This is a genomic window from Helicobacter zhangjianzhongii, from assembly GCF_030249855.1.
In the GTDB taxonomy this organism is placed as follows: domain Bacteria; phylum Campylobacterota; class Campylobacteria; order Campylobacterales; family Helicobacteraceae; genus Helicobacter_B; species Helicobacter_B zhangjianzhongii.
Window position 1 is genome coordinate 226,381 of record NZ_JANURN010000003.1, and the last position, 19,857, is coordinate 246,237.

Consider the following 19,857-nt stretch of genomic DNA (forward strand, 5'->3'; position numbering starts at 1 on the left):
ATTTAATCTTAAGCAAAGTTGCTTAAAGCCACTTATTTTTACACGCAAATTCTCCTAAGCTTTTCTTATTGTAACTTAGAATCTAACTTTATAGATACGATCTTGGGACTCTCTCAAATCTCTCTCTTCTTGTATCCCAAAGGGTATGGGATAGATTCTAGCTCCCTTGCTGGCAAATGTCTCTAAGAGATCTTGCAGCGTGTCTTCTTCTACGAAATAGCCATCAAGATAGAGAATATCGCCTGTGTGGAAGTGGCGTTGGGCTAGCTCTGGCACACCTATGCGTAAAAACTCCGCCCTAGGCTTAAATCCATAGACCTCATACTGCCGCTGCTTTGTAGCCATTGCCGTGTGCAAATCGATGATATAGATTCTAGGGTTTATGCTGGATTTATTGGCTTCATTGCTAGAATCTTGCGTGATGAAAGCAAATTTCGCGCGTGCATTATCGCCTACGCCAATGGGCTGGATTTTATGATCTAGCAGACTTATGCTAAGCGCGCATACGCCAAAGGCGATTAAGTAGCTTGCCTGTGCCCCTGCTAGTCTCCTAGCTACAAGCACGATCCCCACGCTACACAATGCCAGCATAAAGGCATAGGTCGCATAGATAGCGTATTTGGGGTAGTAGATAGGGCGCACAAAGCTAGCGATAAATGGCAGCAGCACGCCAAGGGCTATAACAATCGCGCAAAAGTTTAGGAAGCGGTTTTTGAGCAAAGGCGTTAGCATAAATAGCACGAGAAAGACAAATGCCCCACTAGAGCTGCCAAAGGCTTGGGGCAGAAACTGCAGCAGTCCATTAAGCGATGGGGCTGGGATCCAAGTATTGAAGCTTGTATCACTTAGGGCTTGCGTGTAGGCAGTGATAGCAAAAAACGGCACCAAAGAGCTAGTGATAAGCATATCAAGCAAAAGGACAAGGGCTAGGGTTTCGCGCTTTTTGCGTGTGCTAAGCGTTGTATCTTGATAGACAAAGAAGCCACTTGCGATAAAGCCAGCTGCTATCATCACCGCGCCAAAGTAGTGTGTATTGCACACCATAGCCCCGCTTAGCACATAGCCTAGCGCGTTTGAGAGTTTGGGATTTTTAAGAAAATGCAGCAAGAAGTAAAACACAAGCGGCAGCAGTGCTAGCTCTAGCACATAGCCGCGCACCTCGTGGGCTGCGCCGATGGCGACAAAGGATATAGCATAGAAAAACGCCCCTAGAGTGGGTATGAGTAATTTTTTGGAGGATTGGGCTTTCGGGCTAGAATCGTGGATTTCTGCGTGCGTGCTGCGGTTACATACGCCAAGTATGCGCCCTTGCACGCGCTTGAAAAACCCCGATTCTAGCTCCAAAATCCTAGAATCCTTTGCTAGCTCGCTTACATTTGGGGCAGTGTTAGAATCGCTGGGCGTTGGGGTTTGTGTAGTTTCATCGTCATTGCGAGATTTTGCGCTAGCAAAATCGTGGCAATCCATACTAGATTCTAGTTTGTCTTTGTGGATTACTAAAGAAACTGCGGCTGCGCCTTGTTTTGCTTCGCCTTTGGCTCGCAATGACGGGGAAATGGCAGTGCCGCTAGAATCTACCTTTTGTAAAAAGGTGGATTCTAGTGCTTCTCTATTTTGTGCTTTCTTAGAATCCGCTTGCGCGGATATGGATTGCCACGCTTTGCGGAGCAAAGCTCGCAATGACGATGAAGCGGAGTTTTCACGCCCAGCCCCTTTTTCTTCTTCTAAGATTCTAGGAATTGCGGTGGTGCTAGTGGGGCTTTTTGTGGATTTTAGGGCAGAGCTAGACTTGTGGTCTGCGGTTGCCTTAAAACAAGGGACACCGCTCGGCGTTAGCCGATGTTTCTTTAGAAAATCCACAAAATCGCTGCTATGATTACCCAAAGCCGAATTTTCACAAGCGTGGTCGCGTAGAAGCAAGTAAATCCCCACCACCCCCATCGTGCCGATCACCACACTAAGCCCTCTAGCCGCCGCGCTTGTGTAGCCAAAGCAATGTAGCCAAAGTTTGAGCAAGAAATTATAAAAAGGCGGATTCCCCGGATCGTTAAACACACTTGAGAAATCCCCATCAGGATAGCCCACAACCCCCACAGAGTATAGCTCATCGCCCCAAAGTCCAAAGCTGTCATAATGATAAAGCCGCAAGATTAAGGCAAGTAAAAGTAGCAAGACAAGCACGCCTAGCTCTTGATATGTGCGAGCTGGGATTTTGCCCTTTGGGTGCTTGGGCTTTAGTGCGATGAATGTCCAAACACACATAAGCCATAGCAACAAAAATGGCGGCGAGAGAAAATAATATAGCCAGCTAAGAAAGGTGCAGGGGGATTTGTAGAGGTTTAGGATCTCGCTAGTGGCGTTGAGCTTGTAAGTAGATAGATCTAGGGTGATGTCTGTCGCCCTAGAATCCGCGTTTGCGCTATGGATCGCCACGCTCGCTTCACTCGCTCGCGATGACGATGAAGCGGAGTTTTCACGCCCAGCCCCTTTTTCTTCTTCTAAGATTCTAGGAGTTCTAAAGAAACCTGCTGCGGCTTCGCCTTGCACCGCTGTCGCTTGTTTTGTGGTGGTGCTTTCGTAGCTTTTGGTAAATTTTGGGGGCGAGACTAGACTAGAGGTCTGCGAGCCTCCAAAATTTACCAAATCTAGGGAATGATTACCCAAGACCGAATCTATGGGGATATAAAAGCTCTCACTCCCCATAGTTAGAGCAACAAACGCAATATTCTCCATATCACTTGCATTTGCTCTAAGCTTTAGGCTAGTGAGTGGGGCGGTGATGGCGTTTCTAGCTAGGGCGCAGATATGCGAGCTAGAATCTGGCTTTTTAGATTCTAGGGGGCGCGTGTGGGCATAGTCTGTAATGGTGTAGAATCTAAAAGGCTCTTGTGTTTTGTCATAATCTAGGGTGATTTTATTGGTGCTAGCAAGTAGCTCGTAGGCTTCACAGGGGGATTGTGTGGCTATGGTGATATGTGTGGGGGCAAAGGCATTTGGCATATTGGCATAAGATTTGGTGTAGATGGGCTTAAGCACGATGATAGCAGTAGCTATGATAAGGCAGCAGACAAAGTAGGCTTGTGGTGTTAGTCGCATTGAGACTCCTTATAGATGAGAAATTTGGCAAAGAGAAAGTTGCTAATAAATGCGCAGATAATGCCAAGGGCTTGGAAGCACAGCAAGAGATGTCGCCTAAGTGCGCTAGGATCTTGCGCATTAGGGCTAAGAGCGTTTAAAAGCGGCTCTAGCAGGAGATTTTGACACAGAGCTAGCACGAAAAGATTGATACAAAGCCCAAAGAGATTTGCCCCCACATAGCTTAGATACGCGCGCCATTTTAGGCTATGCTTAAAGGTGATAAAGCTATTTAGCACATAGTTTTGGCTCACCGCTAGACCAAAGCACAAGCAGGCATTAAGCAAATACCACACATTGAAAAAATCAAGCACATAAAAGCACACAAGATTGCTCAAAGCCCCAAGCGCGCCCACAAGCCCAAAGAGTGTGAGCTGCTTCATCGCTCTGCCCTTTTGACTCTTAGGCGTAGCAATGGCGTGCGCCACAGGGCTTCTAGCACGATTGTTTTGCTCATTTTGGACTTGCCAGCTACGCGGTCTTCAAAGATTATAGGTAGCTCAAGGAGTCTTAGCCCAGCTTTGTAGGCGCGGTATTTCATCTCGATTTGGAAGCAGTAGCCGCTAGATTTTATGCTGTGCAGATCGATCGCGCTCAAAGCGCGCGCGGAGTAGGCATTAAAGCCTCCGGTAAAGTCCATAACCCTAGCCCCAAGCCAGAGTCTTGCATACAAAGAGCCAAAGCGTGAAAGGATCTTGCGCCCTAGCCCCCAGCCTAGCACGCCGCCGCCGATGATGTTGCGCGAGTTTATCACCACTTCAAAATGTGGGAGATTAGCTAGAGTCTGGGCGAGATAGCGCGGGTGGTGGGAGAAGTCGGCATCCATTTGGATAAAGTGTGAGTATCCGCTTTTCAGTCCCCACGAAAAGCCATCGATATACGCGCTTGCTAGCCCTAGCTTGCCTGATCGCTTTAGGAGGTGGAGATGGGGGTAGGTGTGGGCGAGAGAGTTTAAGATCTCTTGCGTGCCATCGGTGGAATTATCATCAATCACTAGGGCGTGGATCTCTGGGAAGCGTGAGAAGATCTCGCATAAGAGTGCGGCGATGTTGTTGGACTCGTTGTAGGTGGGGATGCAGATGAGAGGTTTGGGCGTTTTGGCTTCTTTGGAGGATTTAGCTTTGCTATGAGAAGTTTCTTTAGAAAACAAGGGATACCGCTCGCCGCTAGGCGATGTTTCTTTAGAAATCCTAGAATCCTTTGCTAGCTCGCTTAGATTTGTGGCGGAGCTGGAATCCGCGTTTTTACTTGTGGCGTTGTTTTCAAAAGTGGATTCTAGTGAAAAGGCGTTTTTATCGTCATTGCGAGCGGTGTTAGCCGCGTGGCAATCCACAGATTCTGCGCTAGCAGAATTAACTACCCTAGAATCCACTTTTGTATTTTCGGCTGTTTTTTCACAAGTGGATTCTAATGCTTCTCTATTTTGTGCTTTCTTAGAATCCGCTTGCGCGGATATGGATTGCCACGCTTTGCGGAGCAAAGCTCGCAATGACGATAAAAGGGCATTTTCCTTAAAATCGTGGCTTTGCGAAAAAGTGGATTCTAGGGGCTGTGCGTTTTTTGTAGTTTGTGCTTCAGTGCTGCTTTGGGATTCTAGGATTGTGGAACTAGAATCGTGGCTTTGTGTATTTTTTGGATAACTTTGCTCGCGGTTGGATTTTCGTGCTAAAAATGGGGCTTCGCAAGGCGATTCAAGGGATTTACCTTGAGTGGTAATGAGCGCAGAATCGCCGTAGCGATCGCCATTTTTAGCCGGAAAGCCTACGCGCCTAAGTTCCCCCCCCCCCCCGTGAAAGCGGACTATTACCTACTCTTCCCATAACCATCCTTTGACATTCTGCCTTTGAAATCCTGCATCGGTGAGATGAGAGCGGATTATACAGAAATTTTGCGCATTAGAGTAGTAGCAAAATAAGGCTTCTCAAAGCACGATGATTTTCCAAATACAATGACTTATGCACCCCTTAGCAAATGGAGCACTGATGATGTATGGGCGTATTTAAGCACACATAAGCCTTTATGGGAAAAAGATCATAGTGAGCTTTTTAAGCTCTATGCAAAGGCAAGTGGTGATGAATGTCAGTTTATTACGCATTTAGCTCAAAGTAGTTGTGGTGGAAGTAGGTTTGGCTGCTGGGTTTGCACTGTGGTGAGTTGGGATAAGTCCTTGCAAGGTTTTATAGATACAGGGGAAAGTCAATTAAAACCACTCAATAATTTTAGAAATTATATAAAGCTTTTAAGAGAGGATAAGAATGCGAGAGCAGATTATAAAAGGGACGGCAGAGCGGTATATAAAAATGGAGGGCTTGGACCATTTTTAAGCAAAACACGCATAGAGATTTTTACAAAGCTTTTAGAAGCTGAAGCAGAATTTCTAAGTCTTGGTGGAGAGAAAGAGCTCATTAACTCTGCGCAGATTCTAGAGATACAAAAAGAATGGGACAGGGACTTTGACTTTGAAAACACCGCATTGCAAATAGCAATGAAATTTAACAAGAAAGGAGTTTGTATGCAGGATAAAAAGCAAAAGATTTTGCACGAAGAGATTCTAGAAGATATTGTGGCAAAGGGTGGCAGTGTAGAAGTAGGGCTTGATGATGTGAAATCACTGCTGCAAAAAAGCCTTGAGATTTGTAATATTTATGGGGAAAGGGGAGTAAATAGCGCGCCAGCAAAAATAAAAGAAGAAGTTGAAAAACTGCTGAATGATAAAAGCACAAAAGAGGAGGAATAATGTTTATAGAAGAGGTTAGCATTTGCAATCTTTTTGCCTATTATGGAAAGATAAGCGTTACATTTAGGCAAAGTAATGATAAGAATCTCTACTGCCTTTATGGTGATAATGGCTTTGGCAAAACAAGCTTTATCCGTTGTGCGAAATTACTTTTTCTTGGCACGGGTTTAAATGAAACACTGATGATTATTTGTTATCATTAATTGCATCACAGCATTAAATTGCAATAATAAATTTATAGTAAAATATAAAAACTTTTATTTAAATGTCAGCAAGGCTATTGTAATGAGTAAAAATATAATTGATTGCATAACACAACAAAACATAGAATCCATTTTTGATATATTTAATGCGTTGAATAAAGACAATTCTCATAAGTTAAGCAGTGATGATATTTGCACACCTATGGAATGTGTGAAAGTTATGCTTGACTACATTCCAAGTGATTTTTGGCAACAAGAGAATATAAGAGTGCTAGACCCTTGCTGTGGCAATGGAAATTTTGGTGCGTATGCTATGTTTAAAACGGATATAAAAAACATATATTTTAATGAGATTAACGAGAAACGACTGCAAAATTGCAAAAAGATTCTAAACCCTTTGCATATAAGCGATTATGATTTTTTAGGTATGGAGTTTAGCTTTTTAGGAAAATTTGATTTAATAATGGCAAATCCTCCCTATTCTGGTGGCGGAAATAAAAACCGCTCACTCTCTAACAAATTTATAGAATCTAGTATTGATAAGCTTAACGACAAGGGCTATCTTTGTTTCGTAACGCCAAATAATTATATGACTTACAATAACAACAATACGACTTTAAAAAAGCTATTAAATCTTGGCTCATTTATAGTAATTGATAATGATGTAAAAAAGTATTTTAAAAATGTAGGAAGTTCATTTAGCATTATGGTATGGCAAAAGGGTGTGATGGATAATAAAACAACGATTATTAATAATTATTTGCTAAAAGACATTCAGCACAATATTGCAATCCCAAAAGATTTACCATTTTTACCACTTTATATGTCGCAGAATATATTAAATGCTATTGAAAAATTAGTTTCAAAAACGCCCAATAATTTTACCTATCGTTGCGATTTGCATAACTTCACGCAAAAAGCATTTTTAAGCGATACGCAAGATAATGTTTATAAATACCGCACAATTCATACTCCACGCAAAACCCGCTATGCAAGTAAAAAGCAAGATATTTATGATAAACATATTATCATCATTCCACTATCAACTTATTTTATCCCATACATAGAATCTAAAGCTAATACTACGCAATCTGTGGGTTATTTTGCCTTTGATTCTCAAAAAGAAGCAAGTGAATATGTAAAAATATTAAACAAACCGCATTTTAAAGTCCTGATACACCTTACTCGCTATGGTAATTTCAATAACATAATGGTTTTAAAGCATTTAGCATTTGATAAGCAAATAGAGCTAGATTCAAAAGAGCTACACGATATAGAACAACTACATAAAAAAATACGCTACTAAAGGGTAAAAATGGCAAAAGATTCACTCACTCTAAATCAGTTTATCTCTCTTTGTGATGAGATAAATGGTGTATATATTCAAAAAAGTGGCGATGACTACTTAAACGCATTGTCAAAAATTTTTCCGCTTAATAATAAAAATGACAAGCCCTTTAATCTAGTAGAAATTCAAGCCCAACCCACACTTAAGGATTTTAGCTTTAGCGGCAAAGATGATTTTATTTTTATTTGTAATTTAAGGGCAAAACCGCTTGAGATAAAAGATTCTATCCGTAAAAATGAAAAAATATTAGCTTTAAACTTTGCCAATGAAAACGCAAAGAAAATTTTTGACAAAGCATTGGGAGTAGCCTATATCCTTACTTGTAAAATTGAAAACAAAGAGCATATTATAAAATTTGGTCAATCTCGCACTACTTTTAAGAAACGACTTGGCTCTTATAATTGTGGTGTGGTCAATAATTGGCGGACTGCCTCTACTACAAATATTAAAATGCTTCAATCATTAGTCGCTACTCGTAAGACCTTTAATCTTTATCTTTATGATTGTAGTGATGAAGTAACGATAATAGAATGGCGTGGCGAAAAATCTGTCCCCTTTGCTTCACCAAAATCACTAGCAGTTGAAGATATTATGATTAAAAAATTTATCGCACAATTTGGAGTAAAACCACTTGCGAATATACAGGGCGATGCCACACAAGTGAAGTGAAGACAGAGGGCATGCGAAAATTAAAAGTGTGCAAGATTCTAATGAATTATTTTAGGAGTGAATATGGCAGATTTTTACACAAATCAAACTGAAGAAAACCTCATCTATCGTGTGATAAAAGAGGGCTTAGGCTTTGAATCTGAAAATGAGATTCCAAAATATCTTATCCTGCGTTTAGCCCTAGCCTTAGCGTTGCGATTAAAGCCTTTGCCGCTAGACTCACATATTTGGGCAGAAAAAACCCTAAATGGCGGTAAAGGTAAAGAATATCATTTAGAGCAGCTCACAGGCAAGGATAAAGATGAGAGTGAAGATATGGATCTTTTATATCGGGCTTTGCTTACAGAAAAATTTCACGCCTATTTACAAGCTGATGTATTTAGCGATGATAAGGCTTATACTGATTTGCTTGGCAAAAATATCCAAAGGGGACTTTTTGAGATCTATCACTCGTGGAAAAATAATGACTGCTTTTATCAATGGTGCAAGGATAATTTAGGCTTGCATTTACAAAAAGAAGACTTTACGCAGTCTGGCACAGATTCTACAAATCCACAAGATTCCACACTTTTTACAGAGATAGAATCTTGTTTTGCTAAATATAATATTGCCCTTACGCATTTAGAGACGCTTAATTCTTATAGGCATAGAATCTGCAAAGTTGAGATAAAAGACCCGCTTAAAATACAAAGCTTTGAAACACAGGCAAAATATCTTGATAAAGCCACTAAATTATCTAATGTGAAAATCACTTCTTGCAAGGGTTTAGCAAGGACCTATAATATTGAGGAAGAAAAAATAGATTCTGAGTGGAGCTATCCTAGCAAAACAGAGATTGAAAATGCTCTCTCTTTATTGCCATCACAGGGCTACAAATTGCCTATTTTTGCAGGATTTGATATAGAGAAAAAGCCTTTTTATTTTGACTTAGTAAAAGCAGTGCATTTAATTGTCGCAGGGAAAACAGGCAGCGGAAAAACGATATTACTGCAAAGCATAATACACTCTCTTTTATTGAGTAATAAAGTAGAAATTGTGGTGATAGATCCAAAACTTGGCATTGATTATCAAATCTTTGGCGATAAAATAAGGCTTATTACAGAGAGTGAAGAAGCGTGTGAGTTTTTAGATGATTTGATAGAAGAGATGAAAGAGCGAAATGAGCGTATGGTAACAGCAAAAGTAAGCGATATAGAATCACTTGGCTTGACATATAAGATTGTTTTTGTTGAAGAGCTCAATTTTGTGATTAGGGATAATAAAGAGATTGAGAAAAAGCTTGCAAAAAATATGTTTATTGTGCGTCAAGCAGGGATTCACATCATACTTGGTATGCAAAATCCAGATTCTAAGAATCTAAGCAGTGATTTACGCAATAGTGCTAGTCGCATAGCTTTATGTGTGGCTAAGGCAGAAAACTCTAGGGTTATACTTGGTGAAAGTGGAGCTGAAAAACTGAGTGGCAGGGGTGATATGCTCATCAAGTTAGATGGTGCAAGCAGTCCAAAACGCGTGTTTGGCGTAAAGTTTGCATAAGACTAAGGATAATAGTCTTACTAGACTTCCGTATCCCAAGACTTCCACGCTAGATCCACCCCCTGCCTTCTAGCCCCACGCTACCCTAGAAGTCAAAATCCACAGCCAAGCCCTTACTCATACTTTTATACACTGCCTTGATATAGCTATCTCGTATCTCGCACTGCTGCATTTCATCACACCCAAAGCACCCCTGCCTATGCGGATCGCTAGGATCTGGCAGTAGCCCTCTTGTCCCTTGGCATTCTTGCAGGCGTTGCAGCCGCTCATCTAGCTCTCTTTCAAACACATCTTCACTAGGATTTTGGCTCATCATCTCTCCTTATTCATATAGATTGCGCGCACTTGGGCTATTTCTTCTGTGCTGCCCAAGAAGCAAGGTGTGCTGTCGTGCAAGCCATCACACGATAGACTAAGCAATCGCTCGCGCCCATTTATCGCCTCTCCGCCAGCCCTTTCATAGATAAAGGCAAAAGGGAAAACTTCAAAAAGCTTCCTTAGCTTGCCATTTGGCGCATCGCTTGTAGCAGGATAGCTAAATAGCCCACCCTTCTTACACAAAATCTGGTGCAAATCCGGCACCATACCCCCAGAATACCGCAAGCGATACCCTTTGGCAAACAGACTCTCCACCAGCTCTTTATGCTCTTTGCTCCAGTGCTTTTGCGTGCCGCCCGGAGCATTAAGCTTGCCCTTAGATTCTAGCTGCAAAGCACCCTTGCTTCTCCACTGCCCCCCACTATACACACAATGCTCCACCCTCTCGCACGCTAGCACGACTTCTAAGCGCGGTCCATACACGATATAGGCTGCTGCTACAAGTGCGCTCGCACTAAATGCGCCATTATAAATCCCAAATATACTCCCCACGCTTAAATTGGAGTCAAAAAGACTTGAGCCATCAAGCGGATCATAGGCTATAAGCAGACTGGATTCTAGAGACTGGCTAGAATCCAGCTGCAAAAAAGTGGATTCTACTAGACTAGAATCCACTTTTTGCTTATAGAGTGCGCTTGATTTTTCTTCTGAGCAGACTCCACCCACACACGCAAGCTTTAGTAGTGCATCTTCTAGTATTCTATCCGCTCGCACATCAACTGCTAGCTGCGTATCGCCACTAGCATTGGTGCTAGCTAGGTAGCCACTATCATCGCATTGTAAAAGCTCTTGCAATGTAATGGCGCATTGTTTAATACAGGAAAAAATCTCCAGAATCCTAGAATCCATCTTGTGTCCTTTCTGTAAATATCTATGAATTTGCCAACGCCTGCAAACTCTTTGAAAACTTTGGCACAAATCGTGTAGCGATCTATTTAGCCTTAAATCTCCAGCGATTATAATCTAATGCAAATTATGCTATGCTTTAATTCTATCAATTCCATATATCCAAGTGCTACTTTAGACTAAAGGTTTTTTTATGCTTGTTGCCCCTAGTATTTTATCTGCGGATTTTTTGCGGCTTGGCGAAGAAGTGGATTCTATCTGTCAGGCTAAGGCGGATTATTTACACATTGATGTGATGGATGGACACTTCGTCCCTAATCTTACCTTTGGACTGCCTATCATCTCTCAAGTCGCCAAGCGCGCGAGTATCCCGCTTGATGTGCATCTAATGGTAGAAAATGTCGAGTGGTTTGTGGAGTATTTTTTGCCTTTGCGCCCGGAGTTTATAAGCGTGCATATCGAAGCTGTAACGCATTTGCATAGGCTTATCTCTCATATCCGCGCAAATGGCGTGCGCCCAGCAGTCGTGCTGAATCCACACACGAGCCAGGAAAGCTTGCGCTATATTTTGCCAGATGTGGATATGGTGCTTTTAATGAGTGTGAATCCGGGCTTTGGAGGGCAGAGCTTTATCCCAAGTGTGCTTGAAAAAGCCTGCCGACTCAAGGAGTTAATAGAATCCAAAAACCCAAACTGCTTGATCGAAGTTGATGGCGGAATCAATGCAGATAATATCAAAAGCCTGCAAGAAGTAGGCGTTGATGTCGCAGTGGCAGGGAGCTATGTGTTTGGCAGTGATAATTACGCCAAAGCCATAGCATCACTAAAGCCCTAGAGAGAGATAGGCTTTGAGCAATAATCTCCACGCGCTTGCCAAAACCCTAGACTCAAGGCTGTGTGAGCGTGCGATAGGATATGATGATATGGAGCATTTGCTAAAAAGCTTTAAAGCAAATGCTCTAGAGCTAGAGCTGCTAAAAGCCCAAGGCTTCCCACTAGAATCCAACGCGCAAGCCTACTTCCTCCACACTGCCACCACGCCCTATACTAAGCAGAGATTTTGCTTTGTCGATATAGAGACTACAGGGGCACGCCCACAAGAATCCCAGATCATAGAAATTGGCGCGATTATGTATGAAAATGGTGAGATTGTGGGGAAGTTTGATGAGTTTATTTACGCACCATTTGTGCCAGAGTCTATCACGCAAATCACAGGCATTACCGCGCCTATGCTAGAAGATGCGCGCCCAGCCAAAGCAGTGCTACAAGACTTCCGCGCGTTTTTGGGGCAGAGCGTGTTTGTGGCACACAATGTAGGCTTTGATTATAGTTTCATCAGCCACGAGCTGGAGCATTATGGACTTGGCAGTTTGCTTAATCACCGCTTATGCACAATTGACCTAGCGAGAAGAACCATTCTCTCCAAACGCTATTCCTTGCAATATCTCAATGAATTTTTAGGGATCAATACGCCCTCTGCGCACAGAGCCTATGCCGATGCACTCACTGCTTTAAAAGTCTTTGAAATCGCACATCTCTGCCTACCTAGCTCGATTTATAGCACACAAGATTTACTAGCATTTTCTCGCGCTAAGCACAAGGCTTTCTAGGTATGGTTTTTGCTTACTTTGCTATAATACACACGACAACACCACAAGGAGCCTAAGTGCCGCAATCAATCCTTTCTGCCCTTGCGCGATTAGTGTCAATAAGCTTTTTAGGTTTATTGATATTGCCATTTGTCATCTTAGGTTGTGCTAGCAATGCTGCAAACCCCTTAGCTGCAAATATCAGTGGCAACGCCCCACATCAAACCAATGATCCATTAGCCATAGGCACCAAGCCAATCGCCCCAGCAAAGCAAAGGATACCAAGCTTTATCCACAATGCCAAATCATCTCTTAGCCCCATTATGGGTGATCCTAGGGATTTTGTCGCTATGCTAAATCAAGGTGCAGGTGTAATCACAATATGGGCTAGCGCACCTGCTAGCTGGGTGTGGGCGCATTCTGCGGCATTGCATACGCAATTTGGCGATGCGTTTAATTGGATTATGCAGCCCATTGGCGATGGCTTTATCCGCTTTATCAACAAGCTCACACACACCTGCTTAAATGTTTATGGGCAAGGCGTGATTCACTACCCCTGTGATCCCAAAAACCCCAATCAATTTTTCCGCTTACTTCCTATGCAAAATGGCGCAGTCGCTATCCAAAGTGCCAGCACTAATCGCTGCTTGCAGACAAGTATGCGCACCAAAGTAAATCACCCACTCGTGCTAAACAAATGCCTAAAGGTGGCAAACTCCGAACAGCAGTGGTTTATCATCCCGCCTTTTGCTAAACCCACACCAATCCTATATCCATAAGTCAAGGAAGCCCTATGTCTTATATATCACGCCATCAAATATTGCATAGATTTGTGTTTGTATATAGCACGCTGTGTCTCATCATCGCACACGCTTTAGCCGATATGCGCGACTACAAAATAGGCTCGTGGAATCTCAATGACACACAAATGCCCATTGAAGAAAAGTGGAACAATACCATCCGCAGTCTCCTTGGCGGAAGCAATGGCGTAGATATTTTGGCACTACAAGAAGTGGGCGGTCTCCCCACAAATGTGGATTTTATCAAGACTTTCACCCTACCCTATGCCACCACACTGCCTATCCAAGAGTATCAATGGGATCTAGGCAAAGGATATGGCAAAGTATTTGTCTATTTTATGCGTGCTGATACAAATATGCGCGGTATCAATCTTGCCATCATCACAAAAAAACGCGCCACTGAGGTCTTTGCCATTAAGCCAAGCAATAAAATCTCGCTGCCAATGTTAGCAATCGCCTTGAATGATGATGTGTTTATCACAATGGATTCTATCGATAGAAAAGGAGCAGACACCCCTGCTAATATCGCCAATACATTTGACTACTTCGCCAAACACCCAAGAGCGCAAACGCTGCAGTGGCTTATCCTTGGGAGCTTTAATACCCACCCACAAGCCCTGCAAGCAGCAATCCCCCCAAGCTTGCAAGAGCGGATCGCTATCATCGCACCATCTGTAGCAACTAGGAAAAATGGTGGAATCCTAGAATATGCGCTTAGTGGTAATTCTGGGAAGTCTCCCTACCTAGCCCCCACACTCAAAGCCCACCTAGGATATAGCAATGTAAGGCTACAATTTGATTCGGCTCATATCCCTATAATATTTAGCAAATAAGGACAATGTATGATCGCTATCAATCATTCTAAACGACTATGGATTCTAGCTAGTATATTCCTTTGCACAGGATTCTCTCTAGTCTATGCCAAAAAGCAGCCGCTAATCACCAATCAATCTGTATCTATCCGCGCTATGAGCACAGGAGAATCTCTCTATGCAAGCGGCAGTATCGCAGAAGTGAATTGGAATCTTGTAGAAGTAATGCTACCGGGCTATTTAAATAAAAAATTCCCTTTTGGTGCAGTGCAATTCCGCCATATCAGCAAGCACGATCAATGCCTTATGAGTGATGGATTCTGGCTTGGTCTTGGAGAATGCTCCACGGTGCGTTTGGGTGATCATCGCACGCTTTTTTCCTTACTGCCAACTTCTAGTGGCGCACTACAAATCCAATCCATCGCTGCTGAAGGATGCTTAGTTGTAGAATCTAGTGGCAAGAAAATCGCTCAAAGTCTAAGAATCTTACCTTGCTTTACCGCTGCGCATACGCCGATAGATTTGCGCTGGCTTTGGGTGCTCACGCCACCTCGCATCGACACAAAACTCTCAATGTGATTTTGCAGCATTTATTCACATCAATTAAGCGCGATGCTTTGCGCTTGGTAAAAATCTTTAAATATTGCCTATTGAGAATAAATCCCCCTACATAACTTCAGGCACACAATCCAAAAAATAATCTAATTTAGACATTAAATATCTCTTGACAACAAGGGGTAATTTTATGTATAATCCCGATTTTTTTAATGCTGGTTTAGCTCAGTTGGTAGAGCATCTGCCTTGTAAGCAGAGGGTCGGGGGTTCAAGTCCCTTAACCAGCTCCATTTTCAAACTCTAACAGACTTTTCTGATTCAGTGTTTGACCAGTTTTTGCTGATTTGGTGAGTTACTCAAGTGGCCAACGAGGGCAGACTGTAAATCTGCTGACTTTGTCTTCCGTGGTTCGAATCCACGACTCACCACCATAGTTTAAGCATTGTCTTAGATGTGGTTTGTAGGAGCATTTTCGCGGGAATAGCTCAGTTGGCTAGAGCATCAGCCTTCCAAGCTGAGGGTCGCGGGTTCGAGCCCCGTTTCCCGCTCCATACTGGGAGCTGAAGTAATCTTCACTATATAGTCGCTCTCAAGACCATTTATGCCCATATAGCTCAGTGGCAGAGCACTTCCTTGGTAAGGAAGAGGTCGGCGGTTCAATCCCGCTTATGGGCTCCAGTTTTTCTAGCGGTTTTGTTGTAATCTTTATCTTTACATAAAGAAATAAGGATTATAATCAAGGCTTCAAATTCAATTTTAGGAGACTTTTATGGCAAAGGAAAAATTTGTCAAGAATAAGCCCCATGTCAATATTGGGACAATTGGGCATGTTGACCACGGTAAAACAACTCTAAGTGCTGCTATATCTGCTGTTCTTGCGACAAAAGGTCTTGCAGAAATGAAAGATTACGACAAAATCGATAACGCTCCTGAGGAGAGAGAAAGAGGGATTACTATCGCAACTTCTCATATCGAATACGAAACAGAAAATCGCCACTATGCACATGTGGATTGTCCAGGACACGCCGACTATGTAAAAAATATGATTACAGGTGCGGCACAAATGGATGGGGCTATTCTTGTTGTCTCTGCTGCAGATGGTCCTATGCCACAAACTCGTGAGCATATCTTGCTATCTCGTCAAGTAGGTGTGCCATATATTGTTGTTTTCTTGAACAAGCAAGATATGGTTGATGATCAAGAATTGCTTGACTTGGTGGAAATGGAGGTTAGAGAGCTTCTTAGTGCGTATGACTTCCCTGGAGATGATACACCTATCGTAGCTGGATCAGCTCTTAAAGCCCTAGAAGAAGCCAAAGCTGGTAGCGTTGGTGATTGGGGACAAAAGGTTCTAGATCTTATGGCGAAAGTTGATGAGTATATCCCTACTCCAGAGCGCGATACAGAAAAAACTTTCCTTATGCCAGTAGAGGATGTTTTTTCAATTGCTGGTCGTGGGACAGTTGTAACCGGCAGGATTGAAAGAGGTGTTGTTAAAGTTGGCGATGAAGTAGAAATCGTTGGCATTCGAGATACACAAAAGACAACAGTTACTGGTGTCGAGATGTTTAGAAAAGAGCTAGACAAAGGTGAAGCTGGGGATAATGTTGGTATTCTCTTGAGAGGGACGAAGAAAGAGGAGGTAGAGAGAGGTATGGTTCTTTGTAAACCCGGTTCCATTACTCCTCATAGCGAATTTGAAGGTGAGATCTATGTCCTATCCAAAGATGAAGGTGGCAGACATACTCCATTCTTCAATAACTATCGCCCACAATTCTATGTGCGAACGACCGATGTAACAGGTTCTATCAAGTTACCAGATGGTGTAGAAATGGTTATGCCTGGCGATAATGTCAAAATCACTGTCGAGCTTATCAGCCCTATCGCACTTGAGCTTGGGACTAAATTTGCCATCCGTGAAGGCGGTAGAACTGTCGGCGCTGGTGTTGTAAGCAAGATTATCAAGTAATCAAGGCTCACAAAATGGCTAAGGGTAATGTGATAAAAATTGGTTTGAAATGTTCGGAATGTGGGGACATTAACTACAGCACAACTAAAAATGCTAAAACAAAAACAGAAAAACTGGAGCTCAAGAAGTTCTGCCCTAGGCTTAACAAACACACTATTCACAAAGAAGTTAAGCTTAAAAGCTAGAGTTTATCTCTAGCTTTTCTAGGTCAGTAGCTCCAATGGTAGAGCGTCGGTCTCCAAAACCGGTTGTTGGGGGTTCGAGTCCCTCCTGACCTGCCATTAGCAATAATACAAGGCAAGAAATGAAAAAAATAATTACTTACTATAAAGCAGCAAAAGAAGAGCTTCTTAAAGTTGTTTTTCCAACAAAAGAACAAATTCGAAATGCTCTAATATCTGTAGTTGTTGTGGTTATTGTGGTTGCTTTGTTTTTGGGTCTAGTCGATCTTATTTTGTTTGCTTCTGTGTCTAAATTTTTTGGAGATTAGGAGATTTATATGTCGCTAGGTTGGTATGCTATACAAACATATTCTGGCAGTGAGCAATCAGTAAAAAAAGCCATTGAAAATCTTGTTCAAGAGCTTGGTCTCCAAGACAGAGTAAAAGAGGTGGTTGTTCCTACAGAAGACATCTATGAGATGAAAGATGGAGCAAAGAAAATAAGTGCGAGAAGTATATATCCAGGATATGTATTTATACATGTGGATTTGGATACATCGCTTTGGCATACGATCCAATCCCTTCCTAGGGTCAGCGGTTTCATTGGTGAGAGCAAGAAGCCAACTCCACTGAGCGAGGCAGATATTACCCATATCCTAGAGAAAAACACAAACCGCGCAGCACCTAAGCCTAAGGTGTCGTTTGACCCCGGAGAAGTTGTAAGAATCAATGAAGGTCCTTTTGCTAACTTCACTGCAACTGTTGAAGGATACGATATTGAACACAAAAAGCTGAAGCTAAATGTTTCTATCTTTGGGAGAAATACTCCAATAGAAATCTTGTATTCACAAGTGGAAAAAATAGTTTAAGAAAGGTAAAAAATGGCAAAGAAAATAGTAGGTGAATTAAAACTTCAAATTCCCGCAGGAAAGGCGAATCCATCTCCACCCGTTGGTCCAGCTCTTGGACAAAGGGGGATCAATATTATGGAATTTTGCAAAGCTTTTAATGAAAAGACTAAAGACATGGGTGATTTTAACATACCAGTTATCATTACTGTCTATCAGGACAAGAGCTTTACTTTTATCACAAAAAAACCACCCGTAACAGATCTTATCAAAAAGGCTTCTGGTATCTCGAAAGGATCCGATAATCCCTTAAAAAATAAGGTTGGTAAGCTCACTTCTAAACAGTTGCAAGATATTGCTGAGGCAAAAATGGAAGATCTTAACGCTAATGATATAGAAGCGGCTAAAAAAATTGTTGCTGGGTCTGCGCGAAGTATGGGTATAGAAATTGTAGGATAAATGGAGAATACAGATGAAGAACAAAGTAGCAAAAAGAATCCAAAATTTAACTGAAAAAGTCGATGCCAATAAGTTTTATGATATAGATTTTGGTATTAGCGTGGTTAAGTCTCTAGCATCGGCTAAATTTGATGAAACAGTCGAGTTGGCTTTACGGCTGGGCGTCGATCCACGCCACGCAGATCAAATGATCCGAGGAGCAGTTGTTTTACCGCATGGGACAGGCAAGAAAGTTCGTGTTGCCGTATTTGCTAAGGGGACAAAAGCTGATGAAGCTAAAAATGCGGGAGCTGATGTTGTAGGCGATGATGATCTTGCAGAAGAAATCAAGAATGGCAACATAAACTTTGACATTGTTATTGCAACGCCTGATATGATGGCTCTTGTCGGTAAAGTTGGTAGAATCTTAGGTCCAAAAGGACTAATGCCAAACCCAAAAACAGGGACTGTTACAATGGATGTAAGCAAAGCAGTTTCTAATGCAAAAAGCGGACAGGTTAATTTCCGTGTCGATAAAAAGGGAAATATACACGCACCTATAGGAAAAGTGAGCTTTTCTGAAGATAAAATTAAAGACAATATGCTTGAGCTAGTCAAGACAATTAATCGACTCAAACCATCTAGTGCAAAGGGTAAGTTTATCCGTGGTGGAGTGCTATCCCTAACTATGTCCCCTGCTGTCAAGCTTGATGCGCAGATTCTTATGGATGTAAAGTAGCCTTTAATTGATATTTATCTTAGACTGATGACTACAAGGGCGCAAGCTTAATATCCAACCTTGTATAAGTCTTGTCTGAAAGGAGGAAATATGACCAAAGTTCAGAAACAAGAAATGGTTGAAACACTAACACAAGAGTTTAGAACTGCTCAAGCTCTGCTTGTGTGTGATTACAAAGGGATTGGAGTAAAATCCCTAGAAGAGTTGCGCCACAATGCTAGGCAAGCAAATGTTAAAGTCCAAGTCATAAAGAATACCTTGGCTCGCATTGCTCTAAACAATGCGAATATGCCCGAGCTTGACATTAAAGATACAAATATCTTTATTTGGGGAGAAGATCAAATCTCTTTGGCAAAGATTGCTGTCAAGTTTGCCGAAGCAAATGCGGAAAAGTTTGTTATCAAGACTGGTAGTTTTGAAGGACAAAAAGTGGATAAAGACCATATTATATCTGTCTCTAAACTTCCAAGTAGGGAAGAGCTTATTGGTATGCTTTTATCTGTTTGGACAGCTCCAGCTCGCTATTTTGCGACAGGGCTAGACAATCTAAGAAAGCAAAAAGAACAAAACTCATAGCGTATGCTATGTAATTTAAAATTTAAAAGGAGCTAAAATGGCTATCACAAAAGAAGATGTGTTGGAATATATCGGCGGACTCTCTGTTCTAGAACTTTCAGAACTTGTAAAAGCTTTTGAAGAGAAATTTGGCGTTAGTGCTGCGCCAACAGTAGTTGCTGGCGCAGTTGCTGGTGGAGCAGCTGGTGGAGCAGCTGAAGAAAAAACTGATTTTAGCGTTGTCCTAGTGGAAGCTGGTGCAAACAAAATCAATGTTATCAAAGTTGTGCGAGAAATCACTGGTCTTGGGCTCAAAGAGGCAAAAGATGCGACAGAAAAAACTCCCCACACACTCAAAGAAGGTATCAATAAAGATGATGCTGAAGCGTTTAAGAAAAAACTTGAAGAAGCTGGTGCAAAAGTTGAGATTAAATAATCCTACTACACCCTATTTGTTTGTTGAGTCGCCCAAATATAGTTATCTATATTTGGGCTATTTGCATTTATAGCTCTCTATGAGAGTATATAACCTACATTCT

At 42.0% G+C, this 19,857-nt stretch carries 24 protein-coding genes and 5 tRNA genes; 24 read left to right on the forward strand and 5 right to left on the reverse strand.

Annotated elements, in window-relative coordinates; all coding sequences use genetic code 11:
* Positions 1-75: 75 nt before the first annotated feature.
* From NYG90_RS04505 to NYG90_RS04515, 3 genes are read right to left on the reverse strand one after another with little or no spacing between them, the layout of a single operon-like run.
* Positions 76-3,096 (reverse strand): hypothetical protein, encoded by a 3,021-nt coding sequence (locus NYG90_RS04505; protein ID WP_285257082.1) that lies wholly within the window; start codon positions 3,094-3,096, stop codon positions 76-78.
* Positions 3,087-3,518 carry a GtrA family protein gene (locus tag NYG90_RS04510; protein ID WP_285257083.1) on the reverse strand — a complete coding sequence of 144 codons (432 nt, stop codon included), beginning with the start codon at positions 3,516-3,518 and terminating at the stop codon, positions 3,087-3,089. The genes NYG90_RS04505 and NYG90_RS04510 overlap by 10 nt, the downstream gene beginning before the upstream one ends.
* Positions 3,515-4,468: a polyprenol monophosphomannose synthase gene (locus tag NYG90_RS04515; protein ID WP_285264753.1), complete on the reverse strand. Its 954-nt coding sequence runs from the start codon at positions 4,466-4,468 to the stop codon at positions 3,515-3,517. Before NYG90_RS04515 ends, NYG90_RS04510 begins: the two co-directional genes overlap by 4 nt.
* Between NYG90_RS04515 and NYG90_RS04520 the strand changes: the two genes are divergently transcribed.
* The 6 genes from NYG90_RS04520 to NYG90_RS04545 all read left to right on the forward strand — a co-directional run bounded on the left by NYG90_RS04520 (position 4,437) and on the right by NYG90_RS04545 (position 9,628).
* Complete coding sequence (locus NYG90_RS04520) at positions 4,437-4,775, forward strand: hypothetical protein (RefSeq protein ID WP_285264754.1); 339 nt, start codon at positions 4,437-4,439, stop codon at positions 4,773-4,775. The genes NYG90_RS04515 and NYG90_RS04520 overlap by 32 nt on opposite strands.
* Positions 4,776-5,083: 308 nt before the next feature.
* A complete protein-coding gene (locus tag NYG90_RS04525; protein ID WP_285257697.1) occupies positions 5,084-5,872 on the forward strand; it encodes an adenine nucleotide alpha hydrolase family protein in 789 nt (262 codons plus the stop codon).
* Positions 5,872-6,075, forward strand: a complete 204-nt coding sequence (locus NYG90_RS04530; RefSeq protein ID WP_285257698.1) for an ATP-binding protein — start codon at positions 5,872-5,874, stop codon at positions 6,073-6,075. Before NYG90_RS04525 ends, NYG90_RS04530 begins: the two co-directional genes overlap by 1 nt.
* Positions 6,076-6,157: 82 nt before the next feature.
* The gene (locus NYG90_RS04535) at positions 6,158-7,381 is read left to right on the forward strand and encodes a methyltransferase (RefSeq protein WP_285257699.1); all 1,224 of its coding nucleotides are present in this window, start codon (positions 6,158-6,160) and stop codon (positions 7,379-7,381) included.
* A 9-nt stretch (positions 7,382-7,390) separates the two neighbouring features.
* A complete protein-coding gene (locus NYG90_RS04540) occupies positions 7,391-8,092 on the forward strand; it encodes a GIY-YIG nuclease family protein (protein ID WP_285264755.1) in 702 nt (233 codons plus the stop codon).
* A 63-nt stretch (positions 8,093-8,155) separates the two neighbouring features.
* A complete protein-coding gene (locus NYG90_RS04545; protein ID WP_285257701.1) occupies positions 8,156-9,628 on the forward strand; it encodes an FtsK/SpoIIIE domain-containing protein in 1,473 nt (490 codons plus the stop codon).
* Between the two features lie 85 nt (positions 9,629-9,713).
* Here NYG90_RS04545 and NYG90_RS04550 read toward each other — a convergent pair whose 3' ends face one another.
* Positions 9,714-9,944: a hypothetical protein gene (locus tag NYG90_RS04550; protein ID WP_115012218.1), complete on the reverse strand. Its 231-nt coding sequence runs from the start codon at positions 9,942-9,944 to the stop codon at positions 9,714-9,716.
* Complete coding sequence (locus NYG90_RS04555; RefSeq protein WP_285257703.1) at positions 9,941-10,855, reverse strand: class 1 fructose-bisphosphatase; 915 nt, start codon at positions 10,853-10,855, stop codon at positions 9,941-9,943. Before NYG90_RS04555 ends, NYG90_RS04550 begins: the two co-directional genes overlap by 4 nt.
* Positions 10,856-11,045: 190 nt before the next feature.
* Between NYG90_RS04555 and rpe the strand changes: the two genes are divergently transcribed.
* From rpe to rplL, 18 genes are all read left to right on the forward strand, one after another.
* Positions 11,046-11,687 carry a ribulose-phosphate 3-epimerase gene (gene rpe, locus NYG90_RS04560; protein WP_115012220.1) on the forward strand — a complete coding sequence of 214 codons (642 nt, stop codon included), beginning with the start codon at positions 11,046-11,048 and terminating at the stop codon, positions 11,685-11,687.
* Positions 11,688-11,700: 13 nt separating this feature from the next.
* A complete protein-coding gene (locus NYG90_RS04565) occupies positions 11,701-12,462 on the forward strand; it encodes a 3'-5' exonuclease (protein WP_115012221.1) in 762 nt (253 codons plus the stop codon).
* A gap of 56 nt (positions 12,463-12,518) precedes the next feature.
* A complete protein-coding gene (locus NYG90_RS04570; RefSeq protein ID WP_285257704.1) occupies positions 12,519-13,220 on the forward strand; it encodes an RICIN domain-containing protein in 702 nt (233 codons plus the stop codon).
* 14 nt (positions 13,221-13,234) lie between these two features.
* Positions 13,235-14,074: a cytolethal distending toxin subunit B family protein gene (locus NYG90_RS04575; protein WP_285257705.1), complete on the forward strand. Its 840-nt coding sequence runs from the start codon at positions 13,235-13,237 to the stop codon at positions 14,072-14,074.
* A gap of 9 nt (positions 14,075-14,083) precedes the next feature.
* Positions 14,084-14,632 carry an RICIN domain-containing protein gene (locus NYG90_RS04580; protein WP_285257706.1) on the forward strand — a complete coding sequence of 183 codons (549 nt, stop codon included), beginning with the start codon at positions 14,084-14,086 and terminating at the stop codon, positions 14,630-14,632.
* A 190-nt stretch (positions 14,633-14,822) separates the two neighbouring features.
* Positions 14,823-14,898: transfer RNA gene (locus NYG90_RS04585), tRNA-Thr, on the forward strand.
* A 56-nt stretch (positions 14,899-14,954) separates the two neighbouring features.
* Positions 14,955-15,039, forward strand: a tRNA-Tyr gene (locus NYG90_RS04590).
* Positions 15,040-15,082: 43 nt separating this feature from the next.
* A tRNA-Gly gene (locus tag NYG90_RS04595) sits at positions 15,083-15,159 on the forward strand.
* A 52-nt stretch (positions 15,160-15,211) separates the two neighbouring features.
* Positions 15,212-15,286: transfer RNA gene (locus NYG90_RS04600), tRNA-Thr, on the forward strand.
* A 91-nt stretch (positions 15,287-15,377) separates the two neighbouring features.
* Positions 15,378-16,577: an elongation factor Tu gene (tuf, locus tag NYG90_RS04605; RefSeq protein ID WP_115012225.1), complete on the forward strand. Its 1,200-nt coding sequence runs from the start codon at positions 15,378-15,380 to the stop codon at positions 16,575-16,577.
* 14 nt (positions 16,578-16,591) lie between these two features.
* Complete coding sequence (gene rpmG / locus NYG90_RS04610) at positions 16,592-16,762, forward strand: 50S ribosomal protein L33 (RefSeq protein ID WP_115012226.1); 171 nt, start codon at positions 16,592-16,594, stop codon at positions 16,760-16,762.
* A gap of 20 nt (positions 16,763-16,782) precedes the next feature.
* Positions 16,783-16,858: transfer RNA gene (locus tag NYG90_RS04615), tRNA-Trp, on the forward strand.
* A gap of 23 nt (positions 16,859-16,881) precedes the next feature.
* Positions 16,882-17,067 carry a preprotein translocase subunit SecE gene (gene secE, locus NYG90_RS04620; RefSeq protein ID WP_115012227.1) on the forward strand — a complete coding sequence of 62 codons (186 nt, stop codon included), beginning with the start codon at positions 16,882-16,884 and terminating at the stop codon, positions 17,065-17,067.
* 9 nt (positions 17,068-17,076) lie between these two features.
* Positions 17,077-17,607, forward strand: coding sequence for a transcription termination/antitermination protein NusG (gene nusG, locus NYG90_RS04625; protein WP_115012228.1), 531 nt, complete (start codon positions 17,077-17,079; stop codon positions 17,605-17,607).
* A 12-nt stretch (positions 17,608-17,619) separates the two neighbouring features.
* Entirely contained in the window at positions 17,620-18,045 is a 426-nt protein-coding gene (gene rplK / locus NYG90_RS04630; RefSeq protein ID WP_115012229.1) for a 50S ribosomal protein L11, read from the forward strand.
* Between the two features lie 13 nt (positions 18,046-18,058).
* Positions 18,059-18,763 carry a 50S ribosomal protein L1 gene (gene rplA / locus NYG90_RS04635; RefSeq protein WP_285264756.1) on the forward strand — a complete coding sequence of 235 codons (705 nt, stop codon included), beginning with the start codon at positions 18,059-18,061 and terminating at the stop codon, positions 18,761-18,763.
* Positions 18,764-18,853: 90 nt separating this feature from the next.
* Positions 18,854-19,339 (forward strand): 50S ribosomal protein L10, encoded by a 486-nt coding sequence (gene rplJ, locus NYG90_RS04640; protein ID WP_115012231.1) that lies wholly within the window; start codon positions 18,854-18,856, stop codon positions 19,337-19,339.
* Positions 19,340-19,376: 37 nt separating this feature from the next.
* Positions 19,377-19,754: a 50S ribosomal protein L7/L12 gene (gene rplL, locus NYG90_RS04645; RefSeq protein ID WP_285257707.1), complete on the forward strand. Its 378-nt coding sequence runs from the start codon at positions 19,377-19,379 to the stop codon at positions 19,752-19,754.
* The last annotated feature ends 103 nt before the right edge of the window (positions 19,755-19,857 follow it).